Raw genomic sequence first — 18501 nt, 5'->3', positions numbered from 1 at the left:
CTGCAGGCAGGGCAAAAGATTTGCAGAACCTGCCTGGGACTAAACGCACCATCTCGTTCGTTGCCGCCGCCGATTCCGCCATGCTACCCGGCGTTGGGCGAACAGCAATGCAAGGAATGGCCGATGAAGATTCTTGCCTATGACAATTTCAAGCCCGGCGTCACGCTCGACGATTTGCGGCCTTATCTGCGCGACGAAGTGTCGAATGTCTGGCGGCTCTGGAAGGCGGGGATCGTGCGCGAGAATTATGCGCGCGGCGATATTGGCGGCGTCATCATCGTCTTCGAGCTCGACAGCGTCGCGGAAGCGAGGCGATACACCGAGGACTTCCCGCTGTCCAAGGCCGGGCTGCTGGAATGGCACTTCATCGCCTTCGACGCGCCATTGCCGCTGGAATTCCTGTTCGATCCGACGGTCGATATCGCCAAACCATGGGACCGGACTGCAGCATGATCCGGTCGAGCGACGGGATCGAAATCCCGGCCAGCCTGCCTGAGTGGTGCGATCCGCGCCGCACGGCGCTGGTGGTCTACGACATGCAGGGCGGCATCTGCCGCCAGGTGGCCGGCGCCGCCACCATCGTCGAGCGCACTGGCACGGTGCTGCAAGCGGCGCGCATGGCCGGAATGCGGGTGGCGTTCACGCGCCATCTGTCGCTGCCGCGCAAATGGATGGGCGCGACGCAGCTGCGCACCGCCATGGCCTGGCAGCGGCGCGACAGCCCCGACACGGTCGAGCCGTGGTTCCCGCGCGACGCCGAAGCGACGCGGATCGTGCCCGAGCTGGAGCCCCGCGCGGACGAGGCGGTATTCGACAAGCTCACGATGTCGGCCTTCGATTCCACCGCGCTCGGCTTTGCCTTGCGCGATTGCGGCGTGCGCACGATAGCGCTCGCAGGCATCGCCATGGAGATCGGCATCGAGCCGACCGTTCGCCAGGCGACCGACAATGGCTTTGTCGCCGTGGTAATCGAGGATGCCTGTGGCTTCGGCAACCGCGAAGCGCGCGACCGCTCGATGGCGACGCTACGCTTCCTCGGCGAAGCCGTCGTCACCGACGTCGCAAGCTTCTGCAGCGCGCTTGCCGGTGCGGGTTGAGGGCAGTCGGCTTGCTGGAGCGAATTCACCGTTTCGCGCAAACGCCGAACCGCTCCATCGCTTTGTCTTCACGCAATTGCGGACGGAAAACCGCTCCGCGCTTTTCCCGGAATTGATCTAGGTGGTGGCTGCGCTGTCGGTGCGAAAGCGCACACCCTCGGCGCGGCCATGCACGCTGCCCCAGTCGTAGAGCGCCTGGAGCGCGGCGGCGAGATTTTCACCGCGCCCGGTCAAGGCATAGCGCCCCTTGCCGTCTGGCGACGTCTCGAGCGTGACGAAGCCGATCTCGACAAGCTCGGCCAGGCGCTGCGTCAGCATCTTGTCCGAGAGTGAGGGGATCAGCCGGCGCAGGTCGGAATAGCGCATCGGCTGTTCCTTGATGCGCGCCAGGATCACCGTCTTCCATTTGCCGCCGAGCGCGTCGAGCGCGAACTCGACCGGACAGCCGTAGAGTCTTCCGCGTTGGGTCATGCGCCATGGTAGGCAAGGCACGGTGACGACGAAAGCAGAATTTTCCCGGCCATCTGGCCAGGGTCGCGGCTCACGGCCTCGCCGGCTACAAAATCCATGGAGGAGAACGAAGACGAGGGTGCGCGACACCAATCCGGTCGATGCGAGACGGCCGAAACGTGTGGCGTCATCGCCTGGCTGTGTCGACCACCACGGGCTGGCCGGTCGGCTTCTGGTGGAGCGAGCTCCCGCACCCCTGGTTCGCCTTCACCGAACGCGGCTATGCGGTCGAGATCTTTTCACCCGACGGCAGCGGTCTTGCATCCGAGATCGCGTCAAGACAGAGGCGGCCTCATCCGAGCAAGCGCTTGCTCAGCCGCGCGCACTGCACGCGAATATCGGGAATGGCGTCGATTTCGAAGAAGGTGCCGCGCGTCAGTGGCCCGACGGCGAGGATCTTGGCGGATACCGTGCCGTCGCCGGCGATGACCTCGCAGTTCGCGGTCACGTCGAGGCCGAGGCGCAGCGGATCCGGCCGTGCCAGCCCACGCTCGACCAGCGACCGCACCACGCTGTTCGAGGTGGTCGAGATGTCCCTGGCGATGCCTGTGCAATCATAGATGCGGGTGACGTCGAACCTTTCGAGCTGCTGCGTGTGGCGCGACTGGACCTGTACGCTGAAGCCGTCGCCGGCGGCGATCTCGACGACGCGCCCGGCGACAAGGCGGATGCGGCCCGCTTGCACCGCCTCGGCAACGCGGGTGTAGACTTCCGGCGCCATGCGATGGCGGTGGATGTCCCACCAGGCCTTGGTGTGCTCGACGAAGCGGCGCTTGGCCGAGGACGGCCAGTTCTGCCAGATCTTCTGGTTGAAGGGTCTCAGACCGTCGACGACGTCGCGCCAGTCGATGCCGGCCCTCTGGTTTTCCCGGATCAGGTCGCGGAACCAGCCGACGAAATAGGAAAGCTGGGTGCCGAGCGGAATGTCGGCAACGTCGAGCTTGATCGGATTGCCCTTGCGATGCGGCGAAGGCAGCAGGCCGCGCCGCGACACCGCGACGATCGCGCCGCGGTGGCCGCGCTGCTCGAGCGACAGGAAGGCATCGACCATGCTCAAGCCGGTGCCCAGGACCAGGACTCGGGCTTCGGGGTCGAGCGCAGTATCCGCCTCGGATCCCATCCTGATCGCATGCCCCTGCCCCGCCCCCGGCTCTTCGTCGTGGCCGGTGGCGAGCACGGCAAGATGCGCAACCACGCTGGTGCCGTTGGCCAGCGCCACTTCGACGCCTGACGCGGTCGGCGAGATCGACAGGCTCTCCTCGCGGATTAGGCGCAGCCGGCCCGTCTGCTGCTCACGCGCCTCGAGCTCGTCGAGAAGCTCCTTGAGATAGCGGGCGTAGACGCTGCGCGGCGCATAGACCGGCGCCTGTTCCGGCGTTGCCAGGCCGCGTTCAAGCAGCCAGCGCGAGAAATTGCCGGGATCGTCGGCATAGGCGCTCATGCCCGACGCGCTGACATTCAGCACATGCGCCGACAGCAGCGTTGAATAGGCCATGCCTTGCCCAAAATGAGGGCGTTTTTCGATCAAGCTGACACGTAGATCGGGATTGGGCGACTTCAGCAGATGCGCGGCAAGCACGACGCCGCTGGCACCGCCACCGACAATGATGATCGAACTTGGCGTAGCGCGCACGGTCATGCGCACACCAGCTGTCCTGGCGATCGTCGCCGGCTCAGGAGAGATTGGTTCAGGCCTGGATTTTCAACGCCGCCGAAAAATCCTCGTCGCCGGCGATGTCGCGCATTTCGGCGAGGCTGCGCTGGTCCAGCACCTCGGCGATGGCCTGCCGGACCTCCAGCATCAGGTGTCGGACTTGGCATGTCGCCTCGTTGCAGTCTTCGCAGCGCTGATACTGGGTGCGGCTGGCGCAAGGAATGGGGGCAAGCGGTCCGTCGAGCACGCGCACGACGTGGCCGACCTTGATCTCGTCCGCCGGGCGTGCCAGCCGGTAGCCGCCCTCCTTGCCCTTGCGGCTCTGAACGAAACCGGCATTGCGCAATTCGCCAAGGATGGCATCGAGGAACTTCTTCGGAATATTGTTTCCTGTGGCGATGTCGTTGACGAAGGCGAGCTGTCCAACCGGCAGGCGTGCCAGATGGACGAGCGCCTTGAGGCCGTATTTACCTTTTTTCGTGAGCATAACCCGAACGTTTCTCTGTCATGCGATGGCGCAAGGCCACCGGTTGCGAAACGCCTGGCGTGCCTCCCCGCCGCGTCCAAGCTGTCACTACAGATAAATTCTAGTGACATGATATACAAGCCGAGAAACGTTGATTTTGCTTCGTTTTCACGTCGCAATGGCCATTTTGGCCGGGGCTTGTGCTTTTGGAAGCACAGAAGCCGCCGCCAATGGCGTACCGCCAAACTGGCCGGCGGCAGGAATGTCCCCATCGGCGAGAATACCGACAGCAGTTTCTGCCCCTGAATTTGAAGGCCAAAGCATGCCGCGCGCGGCAACAAGGAGGGTGGCGTCGCTCATCGTCCTCTCCAATCCTTCAATGTCGATAAGGATACTAGACTTAACCGCGAACACAGGGAACTTGTTTCCAATTTCTTGGCTACTCGCAGCATGGTTTGCCGATGCAGGGGCGAAAACGGGAAAATCCTTGGTGCGCGCATGGACGACGTGGAAGAGGTTCCCCGGGCAAGGACGATGGTTCTCACCCGGGCCGTCCCGTCACCCAGAAGCGTGCGAATGTGCAACTGCCATAGCCAGATGACTTTTTCTAACAAGACCGAACCGATTGGAAGGATTTAACTCTACAAGAACGATAGAGTTAGATGACTATGAAACGCAATCCGGGTTTTTCTCGTTTTCCAAGGAGCCTTTCATGTCCACCATTTCGCGACGTATCGTTCTCTTGTCCTCGGCGGCCTTGGCTGGTGCGGCCTTTCTCGGCCCAGCCGATGCGCAGGACCTCAAGATCACTATCGGCTACCAGACGGTCGTCGAACCCTCGAAGGTGCCGCAGGCCGACGGCGCCTATGAGAGCGCGACCAAGTCGACAATCGACTGGCGGAAATTCGATTCCGGCGCCGACGTGATCGCGGCGATCGCTTCCGGTTCGGTCGACATCGGTTATGTCGGCTCGAGCCCGCTGGCGGCGGCGGCGAGCCACGAGCTTCCCATCCAGACAATCTTCATTGTCGGGCTGATCGGCGAATCCGAAGCCCTTGTCGCCCGCAACGGCGCCGGCATCGAGAAGGCCGCCGACCTTGCCGGCAAGAAGGTGGCGGTGCCCTTCGTTTCGACGACGCATTACAGCCTGCTTGCCGCGCTGAAGCATGAGGGTGTCGACCCGAAGTCGGTCGATATTCTCAATCTACGGCCACCGGAGATCGCGGCGGCATGGGCGCGCGGCGACATCGACGCCGCCTATGTCTGGGATCCGGCACTCGGCCAGATCAAGACGACGGGCAAGGTCGTGCTGGATTCCTCCCAGGTCGCCGCCTGGGGCGCGCCGACCTTCGACGCCTGGATCGTGCGCACCGACTTCGCCGAAAGGAACCCGGAAGCGGTGCGCGACTTCGTCAAAGTGACGGGCGCTGCCTATGCCGACTTCCTGGCCAAGCCGGATCAATGGTCGGTGTCCTCGCCGCAAGCGGCCAAGATTGCCAGGATCACCGGGGCCAAGCTCGAAGACGTGCCGCAACTGCTGAGGGGCTATGTCTTCCCGACGCTCGAGGAGCAGGCCTCGGACAAGTTCCTCGGTGGCGGCACGGTCAAGGCGGTCGAGGCGACATCGGCCTTCCTCAAGGAGCAGGGCAAGATTGACGCCGTGCTGCCGGATTATTCGAAATACGTGTCGTCGAAATATGTCAGCGAAGCGCTTGCCTCGAACTGACGCCAACGCGCGCGGTTCTCCTTCCCTGACGCCGCGTGCTCCCTGCCCCGAACCGCTTGCGAGGAGCGGCTTCGGGGCAGACAGATTCGGAATATCGGCGAGGTTCCCATGACGCATCTCGTGCTCGACAAGGTCTCGGTCCACTATGACGGTCAGCCGGCGCCGGCGGTCGAAAATGTGTCGATTGAAATCGCCAAGGATGACTTCGTTGTCCTGGTCGGCCGCTCCGGCTGCGGCAAGACCTCGTTGCTCAACGTCGCTGCGGGCTTGGTCGAGCCTGTGCGCGGACGCGCCACGATTGGCAGCAGGCCGGTCACGGCGCCAGGCTCTGACCGCGCCGTCGTGTTCCAGAACGACGCGCTGTTTCCGTGGCTGACCGCGCGGGAAAATGTCGCCTTTGCGCTCAGGCTGCGCGGTGTCAGGGCGGCTGAACGGGCGCGGCGCGCCGACAAGCTTCTGGCCCTGGTGAAGCTCGACGGCGCCGGCGATAAGCGCATCTGGGAGCTTTCCGGCGGCATGCGCCAGCGGGTCGGCCTGGCCCGGGCGCTGGCGGCCGAGCCGCAATTCCTGCTGCTCGACGAGCCGCTGGGCGCGCTCGATGCGCTGACACGCGAACGCATGCAGACAACGCTGCTCGATCTGTGGACGGCAAGCCAGGTCGGCGTGCTGATGGTCACGCACGGCATCGACGAAGCGCTGGTTCTTGCCACCCGCATCATTGTGCTCGCTCCCGGCCCTGGCCGGGTGGTGCGGAGTTTCGAGACCGGCTTCAGCCGGCGCTATGCAGCCGGCGAGGCCATTCGCAGCATCAAGGCCGATCCCGCCTTCGCCGCGGCGCGCGGCGAGCTGACCGACGCGATCTTCGAAGGGGAGGCAGCATGACCGTTACCTCCTATACCGAGCGGCCGCAGCGCTCCAAGGTCGACGACGGAGCCGACGGGTTGTCGGTGCCATGGTCGCGGCCGCGGCCGAGACGCAGCCGCGTTTCGGCCCGCGTGGTCAGCGCAATCACCATTCTGGTGGTGCTGGCGGCGTGGACGGTATCGGCCCGCCTGCAATTGGTGTCGCCGGTTTTCCTGCCGTCGCCTGTCGCAGTCTGGAACAAATTTGTCGTCGTCGCCCGTGACGGCTTTGTCGACGCGACGCTGCTCCAGCATATTGCCGCCAGCCTGTGGCGGGTGTTTGCAGCGCTGATCGCGGCCGTTTTCGTCGGCGTTCCCATCGGGCTGGCTATCGGCATCAGCACGATCGGGCGCGGCATCTTCGATCCGCTGCTCGAATTCCTGCGGCCGATCCCGCCGCTGGCCTATCTGCCGCTGATCATTATCTGGTTCGGCATTGGCGAGCCGTCCAAGATCCTGGTGATTGGCATTGCGATGCTGGCGCCGGTTGCGCTGTCGACGGCATCGGGTATTCGCGGCGTCTCGCAGGAACGCATCAATGCAGCGCGCTCACTTGGCGCCACGCAGCGCCAAGTGATCAGGCACGTGATCCTGCCCAGCGCGCTGCCCTCGATCCTGACCGGTCTGCGCATCGCGCTTGGCGCCGGCTGGTCGACGCTGGTTGCCGCCGAGCTGGTGGCCGCGACGCGCGGGCTCGGCTTCATGATCCAGTCCGCTGCCCAGTTCCTCGTCACCGACGTGGTGGTGATGGGCATCCTGGTGATCGCGGCCATTGCCTTCGTGCTTGAATTCATCATCCGCAGGATCGAGCGGGTGCTCGTCCCGTGGGCAGGGCGGGAGTGACCGACGATGCCCCATTCCACCGCTGTACTGTTTGCGCATTTCGGCCATTGGCTCCGCCTGATCAAGGCCGGAGACAAACAGCCGCCTGACGGCGAACGCAAAACGCCGACGCCGGTGCATCTGGACGCGGAGCGCAACCGCCTGCCACCGCGCGACGAAAGTTTCTACTGGGGCTGGCAATACTGGTCGCGGTGACCGACTGCCACGGTCCGCTGTGTGCTGCTCCGGCGAATGCCTGAGCATCGACGCCTGCTCAACCACGCGAGCGGTTCGCCCAGGCCAGCCCGGCCAGGCCAACCAGCGCGGTGACGATGCCGACATAGAGCCATTGCGACAGGCCGGTCATGAAGCTGCCACCGATAAGGCCGATGCCTTGCAATGACCACAGCACGCCGGTGGCGAGCACAATCAAGGCCAGCAGATTTTTGATCAATCTCATTGCTGAAACTCCTTTCCAAGTCGATCGTCAGCCGCGTTCCGGCCGGAATGGAACAGCTAAAAGAAGCGGTTCGGTCACGCCAACTTCTACTTAGATGCTAACCTCTGATCCTGCGCAAGACATGCGGAGATCGGTGCAAAGATCATCAAAGAAGCTGTGTCGTGCTGCGGCAAATCTCTGACAAATTGTTTCGCGCCGACTCCAAACGTGTAACATTGCCATGGAACCGACAGATCATTGCCGCATTTGCTGCCTCATTCGCCCCTAACCGCCGCGGGTCTGTCAACGGAGCCAGTCCCCAACACATGAACAAAAGCAACCGGACCGCGCTCGTCGCGGCCATGATCGCGGCTGGCCTGATGGTCGGCGCATCCACTGCCAGCGCCGCCGCGCAGTGCGGCCGTGCCTCCTGGTACTCACTGCATTCCAGAACCGCTTCCGGTGAACGCATGAACCCGTCGGCGCTGACCGCAGCGCATCGCAGCCTGCCGTTCGGCACCAGGCTGAAGGTGACCAACCGCAACAATGGCCGCAGCGTCGTCGTGCGTATCAACGACCGCGGCCCGTTTATCAGGGGCCGGATGCTCGATCTGTCGAAGGGCGCCGCCAGCCAGCTTGGCTTCATCAGCTCGGGCCACACCGCTGTCTGCATGGCACGGGTCTAACGGCCGCCACGGCCGGACACCGCCTCCGACGCTCGTCCCCAATAGCCGTGCTGCTTGCCAGGCCTTCGCAGGTGCACATTGAGCCGGCTGTTGCCGTTCCAGGCGGATTCTCAACGCCTTGGACGAAAGAACGAGGATAAATCACGCAAGTTGACGTATTGCATCGCAGCAGATTGTTGCTAACTTCCCCGCAAGGCATTCAAGGCTCGGCGCTGCTCGTCGGCCCTTCGATCGCAGTCGGCAGCGGGGTTCTCGATGTTCTACCAGCTCTACGAACTGAACCACGCCGCCTTGCAGCCGGCGCGCCTCTATGCCGATGCGGTGCGCCTGTTCTACTCCAATCCGCTCAATCCGGTCTCACACACGTCCTGGGGCCGCTCGGTTGCGGCAACGGCCGAACTGTTCGAGCGCACGACGCGCCGCTACGGCAAGCCGCAATTCGGCCTGACCAAAACCGTGGTCGACTGGAAAACCGTCGAGGTCAGCGAACGCACCGTCTGGTCGCGGCCGTTCTGCAACCTGGTCCGTTTCGAGCGCGCGGTTCCGGCTGGGCGCCGGCCGGATCCGAAGCTGTTGATCGTCGCGCCGATGTCGGGCCACTACGCGACGCTGCTGCGCGGCACGGTGGAGGCGATGCTGCCCTATGCCGACGTGCATATCACCGACTGGGTCGACGCCCGCATGGTGCCGCTGGCCGACGGCAGCTTCGATCTTGACGACTATATCGACTACATCGTCGACATGCTGCATGCGCTGGGCCCCGACACCCATGTGATGGCGGTGTGCCAGCCTTCAGTGCCGGTGCTGGCGGCGGCGGCACTGATGGAAGCCAAGGGTGATCCGTTCGTGCCCTCGACGATGACGCTGATGGGCGGCCCCATCGACACGCGCCGCAACCCGACGGCGGTCAATCTGCTGGCGCAGGAAAAGGGCATCGACTGGTTCCGCGACAACGTCATCATGCGCGCGCCCTGGCCGGTGCCGGGTTTCGGCCGCGAGGTCTATCCTGGCTTCCTGCAGCTTTCGGGGTTCATGAGCATGAACCTCGACCGCCACATCATCGCCCACAAGGACTTCTTCATGCATCTGGTGAAGCATGACGGCGACAATGCCGAGAAGCACCGCGAGTTCTACGACGAATATCTGGCGGTGATGGATCTGACGGCGGAATTCTACCTGCAGACCGTCGACACCGTGTTTGTCCGCCAGGCCTTGCCCAAGGGCAAAATGACGCATCGCGGCGTGGCGGTCGACCCTTCGGCGATCCGCAATGTCGCCCTGTTCACGGTCGAGGGCGAGAACGACGACATCTCCGGCCTTGGCCAGACCAAGGCTGCGCACGACCTGTGCATCAACATCCCGGCCGACAGGCACGCCCATTACATGCAGCCGGCGGTCGGCCATTATGGGGTGTTCAACGGCTCGCGCTTCCGCTCCGAAATCGTGCCGCGCATCGTCGATTTCATTACCAGCTACGGCCGTCAGAATCGGGTTGCGGTGAAGCCCAAGCTGGTCAGGACCGGCAAGAAATAGGCGACCAGTGATGATGCCCGTCAATCCGCATCAGGTCGGTCAATGCCAAAATCATCGGCTGGCGGGGCCGTGCGGCCGGTCGACCTGTTGCACAATAGTCGCGTTGGCGCCACGCGGGTAACCATGCCGCAAAAATCAATCCATCCTCATAATTGACACGGACTGTAAATACCCCTTAACGTTTCGTTAACAACAAGGGACAAGCGGGGACAATGATTTCCTCACCAATGGCGAGAACGCTGCGCCTGTGCGCGCTGGCTGGACTTACTGTGGCGGCAGGTTGGGCCGGTTCGGCCTCGGCGGCCAGCCCGATGATAACAGGTGGCCCGACCTCGCAGCCGATCGGCCATTATGATTTCTGCAAGAGCTACGCGTCCGAATGCTCGATCCGCCCGAAGGATCTGTCGCCCGCCAGCCTGACAGGCTCGCTGTGGCGCAAGCTGCTCAGCGTCACGGCAAAGGTCAACGCCGCCGTCAAGCCGGAGAGCGACTTCGACATCTACGGCAAGGACGAGGTCTGGGCCTATCCCGACAAGGGTGTCGGCGACTGCGAGGACTATGTCCTGGAAAAGCGCCGTGAGCTGAACCGGCTTGGCGTCTCGTTTGCCGATCTGTTGATGACTGTCGTGCGCAAGCCCGACGGTGAGGGCCACGCTGTGCTGACGGTGCGCACCGACAAGGGCGACTACATCCTCGACAATCTGACCGACCAGGTCCGTTCCTGGGACCAGACCGGCTATCGTTTCCTCAAGCGGCAGGCGATCGACAATACCGGCCGCTGGGTCTCGATCCGCGGCGGCCAGCAGGTGCTGGTCGGCTCGGTCCAGTAACAAGGCAACTCATTTCGGCTGTGCCAGCGCGGCGCGGATCGACGCAATGATGCGGCGAAGCTCGGCTTCGTCGAGCTTTTCGATGTTGTCGGCCAGGAGATTGGCAAGCTCGGTCGCCGCAGGGCTAAGACCCGACGTGTCGAGCTTGACGCGCGGATGCGAGGTTTCGGCCAACCGCGCCAGTTCCTCGGCCTCGTCCCAGATGATGTTGAAATAGCCGATGATCTTCTGGATCAGCGTCCAGCTCGGCGCGCCGCGGCGGCCGTGTTCGAGCGCCGAGAGATAGGCTGCGCTGACGCCGATCGCCTTGGCCATGTCCTTCTGGCTGACGCCGCGCTCGTTTCGCAGCACGCGAAGCTTTTCGCCGAATGGGGTCACAAGCGCACCTTCATGGGTGCATCCTCATAGGTGCGTCCCTCATGGGCATGTCCTCATGAGCGCGCCCGCCGCAAGCGGATATAGAGCGCACCCGAGCCGCCATGTTTGCGGGCGGCATGGTCGTGGCTGGAGACGAGGGGCCGGAAGGCGGGTGTCGACAGCCATGACGGCACGGCGCGCCGCAAGACGCCATCGCCGCCCGACGAGGAACCCTTGCCGGTGATCACGAGGACGTAGCGGATGCCGCCGGCATGCGCCCGGCACAGGAAGGAAAACAGCAGCGAATAGGCTTCGTCCTGGGTCAGGCCATGCAGGTCGACGCGGCCTTCGATCGGCAGCCGGCCCTTCGACAGCTTGTCCAGCGTCGGTTCGTCGAGTGCGTGGGAGACATGCTGCGCCTTCTGCTTTGCGGCCGTGGCAGCATTGCCCGCGACCTGTGCCGGCGGCGGCGCCTGCCTGGTCTCGTCGATCTCCGGCCCAACGTGCGGAATTTCGACGGCGGTTTTGCCCTTGAGCGGCTTTGCCGTGCGCGCCACCAGGTTCCACAGCACCCGGTCGTCCTCGCTCAGCCTGTCGATGCGCCGGGTCATCGGCCTGCTCCTGAAACCAGCGACCGGGGGATCAGCGCATAAAAATCTGCGGCGTTGCGGATAACGCCGGCGATCTCGCCGGCCGCATCGCCCGACCCGGCAAACAGATCACCGCGAGCCGGCCCGGTGATCGCCGAGCCGGTGTCCTGCGCGATCATCAGCCGCCGGAACGGTTTTCCGTCGAAGACGGTCAGCGACGGTGCATCGATATGGAAGGGCGTGCCGAACGTGTGCAGCAGCCGGTCGACGGCGATCGAGCGGCCGGGTGTCAGCGCCACCTTGGCGGCAGCGATCGGGCCGAGCTCTGGGTCGTCGACGCCCATCTCGCGGAAGAAGATGTAGGAGCGGTTGCGCCAAAGGATCTCGTCGACGCGTTCCGGATGCGCCTTGAACCAGGCACGGATCGACTGCATCGTCACTTTCTCCAGCGGGATCTCGCCTTCCTCGCTCAAGATCTTGCCCGGTCCGGTAAAGCGCTGGCCGGATTTGGCGGCATAGGTGATGCGGCGAAGCCTGCCGTCGGTCATCTTGAGCCGCGCCGCACCCTGCACGTGGATGAAGAAGGCGTCGACCTTATCGGCGAGCCAGGCGATTTCCAGCCTTTTTCCGGCAAGCGCGCCGCATTCGATCTCGCCGCGGTCGAAATATTCGACCGGGCCGTTCGGCGCCGCACGTGCGAAGGCGAGATAAGGATCCATGCCGGAAGGACGATTGCCGTCGTCGACGTCGACAAGATCGGCCGGGCGCGACAGCAACGGCACCGAAAACCGTTGCGTGCGTACCGGCGAGGCTTCGACCTCCGGCTCGTAAAAGCCGGTGACCAGGCCGGGACCACCACCTTCGGCATCGATACGGGCCGGCACGAAGTGGCGCTCGAAAAAGCTTCGGGCCTGCAACCGATTCGCCGGCGAAACGGTGCGCGCTTCGGCATAGGCGTCGGCAAAGCCATTGTAATCGACGCCGAGCGCGCCGGAGCGGTAGGGTTTCGTCAGGATATGAAAGGCCGAGCGGCGAAAGGCGTCAAAGGCAGGGAGATGGTCGTCCTCGCCCCAGCCCGGCAATTCGCCAAAGGATTTTTCGCTGAAGGCTCGAGAAAGCGACACGACAGCCTCCGCCGCCGTCCAGTTCAGTCTTCTTCTTCGGTGGCGACGAGCTTCCAGTTCGGATCGCGCGAGCGCGCGTCACGAGCGAAGGTCCAGACATCCTTGACCTCGGCGACGGTTTCGGGATCGCCGTCGATGACGGCGCCGGCCTTGTCGCGGGTCGCCGAAATCAGCTCGCTGACAATGCGCAGCGTGATGTGCGCCTCGCTGCCCTTCATCTCGGCCGAAACGATGTCGGCCTTGTCGATGCCGACGAAGGAGGACTGGATCTTTTCGGCTTTCGCCTCACGGTCGCCGATGGCCGCGACGAAGCCGTCATAGACCTCGCGCGACAAAAGGTTCTTCAGCGTTTTGCGGTCGCCATCGGCGTAGGCCATGACGATCATCTAGTAGGCCATCTTGGCGCCGTCGACGAAGGTCTTCGGATCGAAGGTCGGATCATTGTCCTTGATCGCCCGCAGGCCCCGGTTGAGATCGGTGTCCGGCTTGGCAAAGGCATCGATCGCCACATAGGCATCGGCCGCCGGCTCTCCCGCCAGGCGCTTGCGCGGCAGCGAGACCACGTTCTCGGGTTTCTGGGCGGCATCCTTGTCGTTTTTGCGCGCTGCCGTATATGGATCGAAGGGTGGGCGCTCGTTGCCCGTGCGTCGGCCAAGCACGTTGCGCAGCTGGAAGAAGATCACCACCGCCGCAATCAGAAAGAAAATCGTGCCGAAGTCGAAGAAGCCCATATCTTGCGCCAATCAATCCCTGCTTTGGCCGGACCAGCGGCCAAGCAAGGGCCGCGATCACATAGCGTTCGGTATCCAAAGCATATAGAACGCATGGCGCAATCATTCAAATCAAAGGCAGCCATACCTATCTAACAGCTCTGGTGCCAGCGGCGATTGCTCGCCGGCCGGCAAAACATCGAAACGATCGGTCAAGATTTGCGTATCTCGCTGTTTCCCCTGTTCATTCTAACGCTTCCGCTGCTGGAGATAGCCGGTTTCGTCATTGTCGGCCGCCAGATCGGCGCGCTGGCGACGGTCGGGCTGGTGCTGGCCTCGAGCATTGCCGGCGCCTTGCTGCTGCGGCACCAGGGTTTTGGCGTGATGGCCAGGGTCCGTGCCGAAATGGATGCCGGGCGTGATCCGAGCGGCCAGCTTGCGCATGGCGCCATGATCGTGCTGGCCGCGATCCTTTTGATCATCCCCGGCTTCATCTCGGATATTTTCGGCCTTCTGCTGTTCCTGCCGCCGGTGCGCGATCTTGCCTGGCGGATGCTGAAAGGCCGCATCGTGCTGGCCACCGATTTCAGCAGTGATTTGCGGGCAAGGCAACGCGGCAAGACCATCGATCTCGACGACGGCGACTATTCGCGGGCCGACGACCATACGCGCGGACCGGGTTCTCCCTGGCGCCGCCTCAAGGACGAGTAGCTGCAAGGCAACCGGCGTCTTTTGCAAACTTGTCTTGTCGGGCCGGCCATGATAGCGAACGCCCGAATTTCAATCCGGTCAGCAACGCTGCCCAGGCAAAAGGACCACAGCTTATGGCCAGCAACGACGACGCGCCGACCGGCGCAGCCAACGGTAATGGAAATGCGGCGCAGCCTTCGCTCAACGTGCTTGCGCAATATGTGAAGGACCTGTCCTTCGAAAGCCCCGGCGCACCGAACTCGTTGCGCGGCCGCGACAAGGCTCCGGGCATCGCCATCAATGTCAACGTCAACGCCAACCCGCTTTCGGACAAGCAGTTCGACGTCAATTTGACGCTGAACGCAAAAGCGTCGTTCGACCAGGAAGTGCTGTTCAACGTCGAGCTGGTCTACGGCGGCGTCTTCTCCATCAGCGGCTTCCCGCAGGAGCACATGCTGCCGATCCTGTTCATCGAATGCCCGCGGCTGCTGTTCCCGTTCGCCCGGCAGATCATCGCCGAGGCAACACGCAATGGCGGCTTCCCGCCGCTGATGCTAGACCCGATCGATTTCGCGCAGATGTTCCAGCAGAAGTTGGCCGAGGACCAGGCTGCCGCCAAGGTCAAGGTGAGCTGAGGCTGGTTGGCTCGCAGCATCTTTTTGGAAAAACCCGGCGCGAAGCCGGGTTTTTTATAATGATGTCCCGCCCGACAGGCTGAAGGCCAATCGGACGCAAGCGTCGATGGTTCTCTTCAGCGGATCACTGCGCCTTCGTCATCCCAGGGCGGAGCAGGAGCGAAGCGACGTCGCGGAGACCCTGGGATCCATGCCGTGACGTCAGCCGAAGAATACAGCGGCTCAGAACGGCGCTTGTATCCGCAACTGTGCCAGCTACCCTTCAGCCATGACCGGCTATACCTACATGACCGCGAGCCAGAAGCGCGGCACGATCTACATCGGCGTCACCAACGATCTCGGCCGCCGCATGCCGGAGCACAAATCCGGCCAAGGTTCGCGCTTCACCGGCCGCTACGGCGTGCAGCGCCTGGTCTGGTACGAGGAACATTTCGACATTCGTGACGCCATTCAGCGCGAGAAGTCGCTGAAGCGCTGGCCGCGGCAGTGGAAGATCGAGCTGATCGAGAAGACCAATCCAGAGTGGTTCGAGCTTTTTCGCGGAACGGGGTGGTAGTTCGGTTCTGGTCCGCAGGCGCACTGCCGCGTGGTAACGGCATGGATCCCAGGGTCTGCGCCGCGTCGCTTTGCTCCTTGCTCCGCCCTGGGATGACGAATTGGAGGGATATTTCAGCCAATCTCCAAGGTTTGCGATTTGCCACTGAACGGAACTATCGACGTTCGCTGCCGATGACCGCAACCTGTCAAAATCACTATGCGGCGGAACTCGCTTCCGGGGGGACGCGCAGCCAGAGCGCCTTTTCGCCCAATGTGCCAACCATGCCCGCGTGCGCGGTGCGCTCGGCGTCGGTCAGGCGCGATGGCAAGGCGATCGGCCGCACACCGATCGAAATATCGATGTCGTCGACATTCTGCCTTCCGCCCGCCGGAGTCAGGATGCTGTCGAGGATGAGGCTTGCCTGCTTGCCGCCGATAAGCTCGATATAGACCTCGGCCAGCAATTCCGAATCGAGCAGCGCGCCGTGCTTGGTGCGGCGGCCGTTGTCGATGCCGTAGCGGCGGCAGAGCGCATCGAGCGAATTGGGCCCCATCGGATGCTTGCGGCGCGCCAGCGCCAGCGTGTCGACGATCCGTCCCGGATCGATGGCCGGATGGCCAAGCCGGCCGAATTCGAGGTTGAGGAAGCCGATGTCGAAGCCGGCATTGTGCGCGACCAGCTTGGCGCCGTCGATGAAGGCCAGAAACTCCTCGGCGATCTCCATGAAAGTCGGCTTGCCCTGAAGATCGGCGGCGCTGATGCCGTGCACGGCCTGCGCCTCGTGATGGATCTGGCGGCCTTGCGGGTTGATGTATTTGTGGAAGGTTCGGCCGGTCGGGAAGCGGTTGACCAACTCGACGCCGCCAAGCTCGATGACGCGGTCCTCGCGCGTGTCGAGGCCGGTGGTTTCCGTATCGAAGATGATCTCACGCATCGAATCAGTCCACTGGTTCCGGCATCATTCTAGCCGAATCACACCCGGAACAAAATGGCAACAAGTAATGTGGGTCTGCAAGCCTCTTAACCAGGCCTGCCCGCCTTATCCACGACTAGTTCGGCGATGATGGCCTTGACGGCCGCGCGAGCGGCGTCAAAGCCCTGACCGGTGTCGATGACAAAGTCGGCGCGCCGGCGCTTTTCGGCGTCGGAAACCTGCCTGGCCAGGATCGACGCCAGTTTCTCCTCGTTCATGCCCGGCCGCGCCAGCACGCGGGCGCGCTGGACTTCGGGCGGCGCGGTGACGACCACGACCTTGTCGACGCGGTTGCGGCCGCCGGTCTCGAACAGCAGCGGTATATCGAGCACGGCAAGCAGCGCGCCGGCGGCACGATGTTCAGCCAGGAAGGCATCGGCGTCGGCACGGACCAGCGGGTGGATGATCGCTTCCAGCCGTTTCAGCGCGGCGGCGTCGCCGAGCACCCGCTCCGCCAGTGCCGCGCGGTCGACCGCACCAGATCGGGTGGTGCCGGGAAAGGCCGCCTCGACCAAGGGCGCGGCCTTGCCGGCATAAAGGCGATGCACCGCCTCGTCGGAATCATGGACCGGCACGCCGGCTTCGGCGAACATCTTGGCCGCGGTCGATTTGCCCATGCCGATCGATCCGGTGAGGCCGAGCACGATCATTTTATCGCGCCGATATCGGCAATAATTATTTGCCGCAGTTCGGCGGTGACTTCTGGCCTGATGCCGAACCAGCGCTCGAAGCCGGGCACCGCCTGGTGCAGCAGCATGCCGAGCCCATCGACGGTTCTCAGGCCGCGCGCTTTGGCGGTGGCAAGCAGCGGCGTCTCCAGCGGCACGTAGACGATGTCGGTGACGATGGCGCGGTCCGGCAGTCTGCCCGGATCCGCGGACAGGCCTTCATTGCCGTGCATGCCGAGCACTGTCGTGTTGACCAGCAGGCCGGCATCTTCGAGCAATTCGCCGGTCGCCGCCATGCCATGGGCGGAGACGCCGGCACCGAAGCGGTCGCACAGCTCCTGCGCCCTCGCAAGCGTCCGGTTGACGAGGCGGATATCGCTGATGCCGCGTTGCTTCAGCGCGTGGATGACCGCGCGAGCGGCGCCGCCGGCACCGAGCACCACGGCGGGGCCGTTGGCCGCCCAGCTCGGTGCATATTCGTCCAGATTGGCGGCAAAGCCATGGGCATCGGTGTTGCCGCCCCACAATTCGCCATTCTCGAACCACAGCGTATTGACCGCACCGATCTGTTCGGCGTCGGCGTCACGCCGCGTGGCCAAAGCGAAGGCGGCTTCCTTGTGCGGGATGGTGACGTTGCCGCCGCGATAGCCTTGTGCCTGCAGCGTCTGCAGGAATTCGGCAAACGCCTCTGGTGCAACGTCGATGGCCTCGTAGACGCCGCCGATGCCGTATTTCGCCAGCCAGTAGCCGTGGATCTTCGGAGACCTGGAATGCGCGATCGGGTGGCCCGTGACAAACGCCTTTTTCGTGGCCTCAGCCATCGATCGCCCCGAACTCACGCAGCTTGGCTAGCACCGGCAAAAGTGGCAAGCCGACAATAGTAAAATAGTCGCCTTCGATTTTTTCGAACAGCTGGATGCCTTCGCCTTCGATCTGGTAGGCGCCGACGCTGGACAACGCCTTGGCGCCGACGCGCGCAAGATGGCGGCCGATGAAGGCCGGATCGAGCTTGCGCATGGTCAGGCTGGCGATGCCGACATGCCGCCACAGAATCTGGCCGTCACGGCCGAGCACGACGGCGCTGTTGAGATGATGCGTCTTGCCCGACAGCGCCAACAGATGACGGCGCGCTCCTTCCATGTCGGCCGGCTTATGGAACAGCTCGTCGCCGAGCGACAGCGTCTGGTCGCAGCCGAGCACCAGGGCGCCGGGCTTGCGCTCGCTGACGTCGGTGGCCTTGGCTTCGGCGAGCACCAGGGCGACGTCCTCCGGCGACACGCCACTATTCTGCAGCGGCGCCTCGAGCGCGCGCTCATCGACAGAAGCCGGAACCGCTTCGACAGTGACGCCGGCATTGACGAGCAGCGCTTTGCGGAACGGGCTGCCCGAGGCAAGGATGATTTTTTTTGCCATTTTTTCACCCGGTTCCTGACACTAGGGTGTGTCGAGATTCAGGTCAGGCCGAGCCGAAAACGGTGGCTTCCGAGAACCGGAGCGGAGCGTACTTTTCGTACGTGAGCACCGGAAGCGCAGGAAACCGCCGTTTGCAGG

General features: G+C 63.6%; 24 protein-coding genes and 1 pseudogene. 12 read left to right on the top strand and 13 right to left on the bottom strand.

The annotated features are described in order from the left end of the window. The first annotated feature begins 123 nt into the window (after positions 1–123). Together NKI54_RS18430 and NKI54_RS18425 are read left to right on the top strand one after the other, a co-directional pair. Positions 124–453, top strand: a complete 330-nt coding sequence (locus tag NKI54_RS18430; protein ID WP_023718782.1) for a hypothetical protein — start codon at positions 124–126, stop codon at positions 451–453. Beyond that, the gene (locus tag NKI54_RS18425) at positions 450–1097 is read left to right on the top strand and encodes a cysteine hydrolase family protein (protein WP_352692108.1); all 648 of its coding nucleotides are present in this window, start codon (positions 450–452) and stop codon (positions 1095–1097) included. The genes NKI54_RS18430 and NKI54_RS18425 overlap by 4 nt, the downstream gene beginning before the upstream one ends. A 117-nt stretch (positions 1098–1214) precedes the next feature. Here the strand turns inward: NKI54_RS18425 and NKI54_RS18420 are convergent, their stop codons facing one another. The 4 genes from NKI54_RS18420 to NKI54_RS18405 all read right to left on the bottom strand — a co-directional run bounded on the left by NKI54_RS18420 (position 1215) and on the right by NKI54_RS18405 (position 4087). Beyond that, complete coding sequence (locus NKI54_RS18420; protein ID WP_352692107.1) at positions 1215–1568, bottom strand: winged helix-turn-helix transcriptional regulator; 354 nt, start codon at positions 1566–1568, stop codon at positions 1215–1217. A gap of 331 nt (positions 1569–1899) precedes the next feature. After that, complete coding sequence (locus NKI54_RS18415) at positions 1900–3246, bottom strand: FAD/NAD(P)-binding protein (RefSeq protein ID WP_352692106.1); 1347 nt, start codon at positions 3244–3246, stop codon at positions 1900–1902. Positions 3247–3295: 49 nt separating this feature from the next. After that, positions 3296–3748, bottom strand: coding sequence for an RrF2 family transcriptional regulator (locus NKI54_RS18410; protein WP_023675902.1), 453 nt, complete (start codon positions 3746–3748; stop codon positions 3296–3298). A gap of 147 nt (positions 3749–3895) precedes the next feature. After that, the gene (locus NKI54_RS18405; RefSeq protein WP_352692105.1) at positions 3896–4087 is read right to left on the bottom strand and encodes a hypothetical protein; all 192 of its coding nucleotides are present in this window, start codon (positions 4085–4087) and stop codon (positions 3896–3898) included. Positions 4088–4439: 352 nt separating this feature from the next. On the opposite strand from NKI54_RS18405, the gene tauA reads away from it, so the two are divergent. From tauA to NKI54_RS18385, 4 genes are all read left to right on the top strand, one after another. Continuing rightward, a complete protein-coding gene (gene tauA / locus NKI54_RS18400) occupies positions 4440–5453 on the top strand; it encodes a taurine ABC transporter substrate-binding protein (protein WP_352570126.1) in 1014 nt (337 codons plus the stop codon). 108 nt (positions 5454–5561) lie between these two features. Beyond that, positions 5562–6335, top strand: a complete 774-nt coding sequence (locus tag NKI54_RS18395; protein ID WP_352692104.1) for a taurine ABC transporter ATP-binding protein — start codon at positions 5562–5564, stop codon at positions 6333–6335. After that, positions 6332–7198 carry an ABC transporter permease subunit gene (locus tag NKI54_RS18390; protein ID WP_352636504.1) on the top strand — a complete coding sequence of 289 codons (867 nt, stop codon included), beginning with the start codon at positions 6332–6334 and terminating at the stop codon, positions 7196–7198. Before NKI54_RS18395 ends, NKI54_RS18390 begins: the two co-directional genes overlap by 4 nt. Before the next feature lie 6 nt (positions 7199–7204). Then, positions 7205–7393 carry a hypothetical protein gene (locus NKI54_RS18385; protein ID WP_023675907.1) on the top strand — a complete coding sequence of 63 codons (189 nt, stop codon included), beginning with the start codon at positions 7205–7207 and terminating at the stop codon, positions 7391–7393. Positions 7394–7451: 58 nt separating this feature from the next. Here the strand turns inward: NKI54_RS18385 and NKI54_RS18380 are convergent, their stop codons facing one another. After that, positions 7452–7637: a hypothetical protein gene (locus tag NKI54_RS18380; RefSeq protein ID WP_352636503.1), complete on the bottom strand. Its 186-nt coding sequence runs from the start codon at positions 7635–7637 to the stop codon at positions 7452–7454. A gap of 305 nt (positions 7638–7942) precedes the next feature. On the opposite strand from NKI54_RS18380, the gene NKI54_RS18375 reads away from it, so the two are divergent. The 3 genes from NKI54_RS18375 (at position 7943) to NKI54_RS18365 (ending at position 10665) form a co-directional block, all read left to right on the top strand. Then, positions 7943–8302, top strand: coding sequence for a septal ring lytic transglycosylase RlpA family protein (locus tag NKI54_RS18375; RefSeq protein WP_352636502.1), 360 nt, complete (start codon positions 7943–7945; stop codon positions 8300–8302). A 255-nt stretch (positions 8303–8557) separates the two neighbouring features. Continuing rightward, on the top strand, positions 8558–9835 hold the full coding sequence (locus NKI54_RS18370; RefSeq protein WP_023675910.1) for a polyhydroxyalkanoate depolymerase: 1278 nt from the start codon (positions 8558–8560) through the stop codon (positions 9833–9835). A gap of 212 nt (positions 9836–10047) precedes the next feature. Beyond that, positions 10048–10665, top strand: coding sequence for a transglutaminase-like cysteine peptidase (locus NKI54_RS18365; RefSeq protein ID WP_352453647.1), 618 nt, complete (start codon positions 10048–10050; stop codon positions 10663–10665). Between the two features lie 9 nt (positions 10666–10674). On the opposite strand, the gene NKI54_RS18360 is transcribed toward NKI54_RS18365, so the two are convergent. From NKI54_RS18360 to NKI54_RS18345, 4 genes and pseudogenes are all read right to left on the bottom strand, one after another. Further along, complete coding sequence (locus tag NKI54_RS18360; protein ID WP_352570112.1) at positions 10675–11043, bottom strand: helix-turn-helix domain-containing protein; 369 nt, start codon at positions 11041–11043, stop codon at positions 10675–10677. A gap of 53 nt (positions 11044–11096) precedes the next feature. Continuing rightward, the gene (locus NKI54_RS18355; RefSeq protein ID WP_352636501.1) at positions 11097–11633 is read right to left on the bottom strand and encodes a Smr/MutS family protein; all 537 of its coding nucleotides are present in this window, start codon (positions 11631–11633) and stop codon (positions 11097–11099) included. After that, entirely contained in the window at positions 11630–12736 is a 1107-nt protein-coding gene (gene mltA / locus NKI54_RS18350; RefSeq protein WP_352636500.1) for a murein transglycosylase A, read from the bottom strand. Before mltA ends, NKI54_RS18355 begins: the two co-directional genes overlap by 4 nt. Before the next feature lie 23 nt (positions 12737–12759). Continuing rightward, a pseudogene (locus NKI54_RS18345) lies at positions 12760–13467 on the bottom strand (Tim44/TimA family putative adaptor protein). A gap of 198 nt (positions 13468–13665) precedes the next feature. Here NKI54_RS18345 and NKI54_RS18340 point away from each other — a divergent pair. The 3 genes from NKI54_RS18340 (at position 13666) to NKI54_RS18330 (ending at position 15327) form a co-directional block, all read left to right on the top strand. Further along, the gene (locus tag NKI54_RS18340; protein WP_352570108.1) at positions 13666–14157 is read left to right on the top strand and encodes an FxsA family protein; all 492 of its coding nucleotides are present in this window, start codon (positions 13666–13668) and stop codon (positions 14155–14157) included. 113 nt (positions 14158–14270) lie between these two features. After that, a complete protein-coding gene (gene secB / locus NKI54_RS18335) occupies positions 14271–14771 on the top strand; it encodes a protein-export chaperone SecB (RefSeq protein ID WP_023675917.1) in 501 nt (166 codons plus the stop codon). 268 nt (positions 14772–15039) lie between these two features. After that, entirely contained in the window at positions 15040–15327 is a 288-nt protein-coding gene (locus tag NKI54_RS18330; protein WP_352570211.1) for a GIY-YIG nuclease family protein, read from the top strand. A 196-nt stretch (positions 15328–15523) separates the two neighbouring features. Here NKI54_RS18330 and dnaQ read toward each other — a convergent pair whose 3' ends face one another. The 4 genes from dnaQ to NKI54_RS18310 form a co-directional block, all read right to left on the bottom strand. Next, entirely contained in the window at positions 15524–16243 is a 720-nt protein-coding gene (gene dnaQ, locus NKI54_RS18325) for a DNA polymerase III subunit epsilon (protein WP_352458814.1), read from the bottom strand. Positions 16244–16329: 86 nt separating this feature from the next. Continuing rightward, entirely contained in the window at positions 16330–16932 is a 603-nt protein-coding gene (gene coaE, locus NKI54_RS18320) for a dephospho-CoA kinase (protein WP_352636499.1), read from the bottom strand. Then, the gene (locus NKI54_RS18315) at positions 16929–17771 is read right to left on the bottom strand and encodes a shikimate dehydrogenase (RefSeq protein ID WP_352636498.1); all 843 of its coding nucleotides are present in this window, start codon (positions 17769–17771) and stop codon (positions 16929–16931) included. The genes coaE and NKI54_RS18315 overlap by 4 nt, the downstream gene beginning before the upstream one ends. Then, positions 17764–18363, bottom strand: a complete 600-nt coding sequence (locus NKI54_RS18310; protein WP_352636497.1) for a Maf-like protein — start codon at positions 18361–18363, stop codon at positions 17764–17766. The genes NKI54_RS18315 and NKI54_RS18310 overlap by 8 nt, the downstream gene beginning before the upstream one ends. Positions 18364–18501: the final 138 nt, after the last annotated feature.

Source organism: Mesorhizobium sp. M0663 (assembly GCF_040320585.1).
Classification (GTDB): Bacteria; Pseudomonadota; Alphaproteobacteria; order Rhizobiales; family Rhizobiaceae; genus Mesorhizobium.
This window is presented reverse-complemented; position numbering and strand designations above follow the sequence as displayed.

Excerpts from the sequence above, each read along its gene's own strand:
- NKI54_RS18430 (WP_023718782.1), top strand. The coding sequence starts at position 124 with ATGAAGATTCTTGCCTATGACAATTTCAAGCCCGGCGTCACGCTCGAC.
- NKI54_RS18425 (WP_352692108.1), top strand. The coding sequence starts at position 450 with ATGATCCGGTCGAGCGACGGGATCGAAATCCCGGCCAGCCTGCCTGAG.
- NKI54_RS18420 (WP_352692107.1), bottom strand. The coding sequence starts at position 1,568 with ATGACCCAACGCGGAAGACTCTACGGCTGTCCGGTCGAGTTCGCGCTC.
- NKI54_RS18415 (WP_352692106.1), bottom strand. The coding sequence starts at position 3,246 with ATGACCGTGCGCGCTACGCCAAGTTCGATCATCATTGTCGGTGGCGGT.
- NKI54_RS18410 (WP_023675902.1), bottom strand. The coding sequence starts at position 3,748 with ATGCTCACGAAAAAAGGTAAATACGGCCTCAAGGCGCTCGTCCATCTG.
- NKI54_RS18405 (WP_352692105.1), bottom strand. The coding sequence starts at position 4,087 with ATGAGCGACGCCACCCTCCTTGTTGCCGCGCGCGGCATGCTTTGGCCT.
- tauA (WP_352570126.1), top strand. The coding sequence starts at position 4,440 with ATGTCCACCATTTCGCGACGTATCGTTCTCTTGTCCTCGGCGGCCTTG.
- NKI54_RS18395 (WP_352692104.1), top strand. The coding sequence starts at position 5,562 with ATGACGCATCTCGTGCTCGACAAGGTCTCGGTCCACTATGACGGTCAG.
- NKI54_RS18390 (WP_352636504.1), top strand. The coding sequence starts at position 6,332 with ATGACCGTTACCTCCTATACCGAGCGGCCGCAGCGCTCCAAGGTCGAC.
- NKI54_RS18385 (WP_023675907.1), top strand. The coding sequence starts at position 7,205 with ATGCCCCATTCCACCGCTGTACTGTTTGCGCATTTCGGCCATTGGCTC.
- NKI54_RS18380 (WP_352636503.1), bottom strand. The coding sequence starts at position 7,637 with ATGAGATTGATCAAAAATCTGCTGGCCTTGATTGTGCTCGCCACCGGC.
- NKI54_RS18375 (WP_352636502.1), top strand. The coding sequence starts at position 7,943 with ATGAACAAAAGCAACCGGACCGCGCTCGTCGCGGCCATGATCGCGGCT.
- NKI54_RS18370 (WP_023675910.1), top strand. The coding sequence starts at position 8,558 with ATGTTCTACCAGCTCTACGAACTGAACCACGCCGCCTTGCAGCCGGCG.
- NKI54_RS18365 (WP_352453647.1), top strand. The coding sequence starts at position 10,048 with ATGATTTCCTCACCAATGGCGAGAACGCTGCGCCTGTGCGCGCTGGCT.
- NKI54_RS18355 (WP_352636501.1), bottom strand. The coding sequence starts at position 11,633 with ATGACCCGGCGCATCGACAGGCTGAGCGAGGACGACCGGGTGCTGTGG.
- secB (WP_023675917.1), top strand. The coding sequence starts at position 14,271 with ATGGCCAGCAACGACGACGCGCCGACCGGCGCAGCCAACGGTAATGGA.
- NKI54_RS18330 (WP_352570211.1), top strand. The coding sequence starts at position 15,040 with ATGACCGGCTATACCTACATGACCGCGAGCCAGAAGCGCGGCACGATC.
- dnaQ (WP_352458814.1), bottom strand. The coding sequence starts at position 16,243 with ATGCGTGAGATCATCTTCGATACGGAAACCACCGGCCTCGACACGCGC.
- coaE (WP_352636499.1), bottom strand. The coding sequence starts at position 16,932 with ATGATCGTGCTCGGCCTCACCGGATCGATCGGCATGGGCAAATCGACC.
- NKI54_RS18315 (WP_352636498.1), bottom strand. The coding sequence starts at position 17,771 with ATGGCTGAGGCCACGAAAAAGGCGTTTGTCACGGGCCACCCGATCGCG.
- NKI54_RS18310 (WP_352636497.1), bottom strand. The coding sequence starts at position 18,363 with ATGGCAAAAAAAATCATCCTTGCCTCGGGCAGCCCGTTCCGCAAAGCG.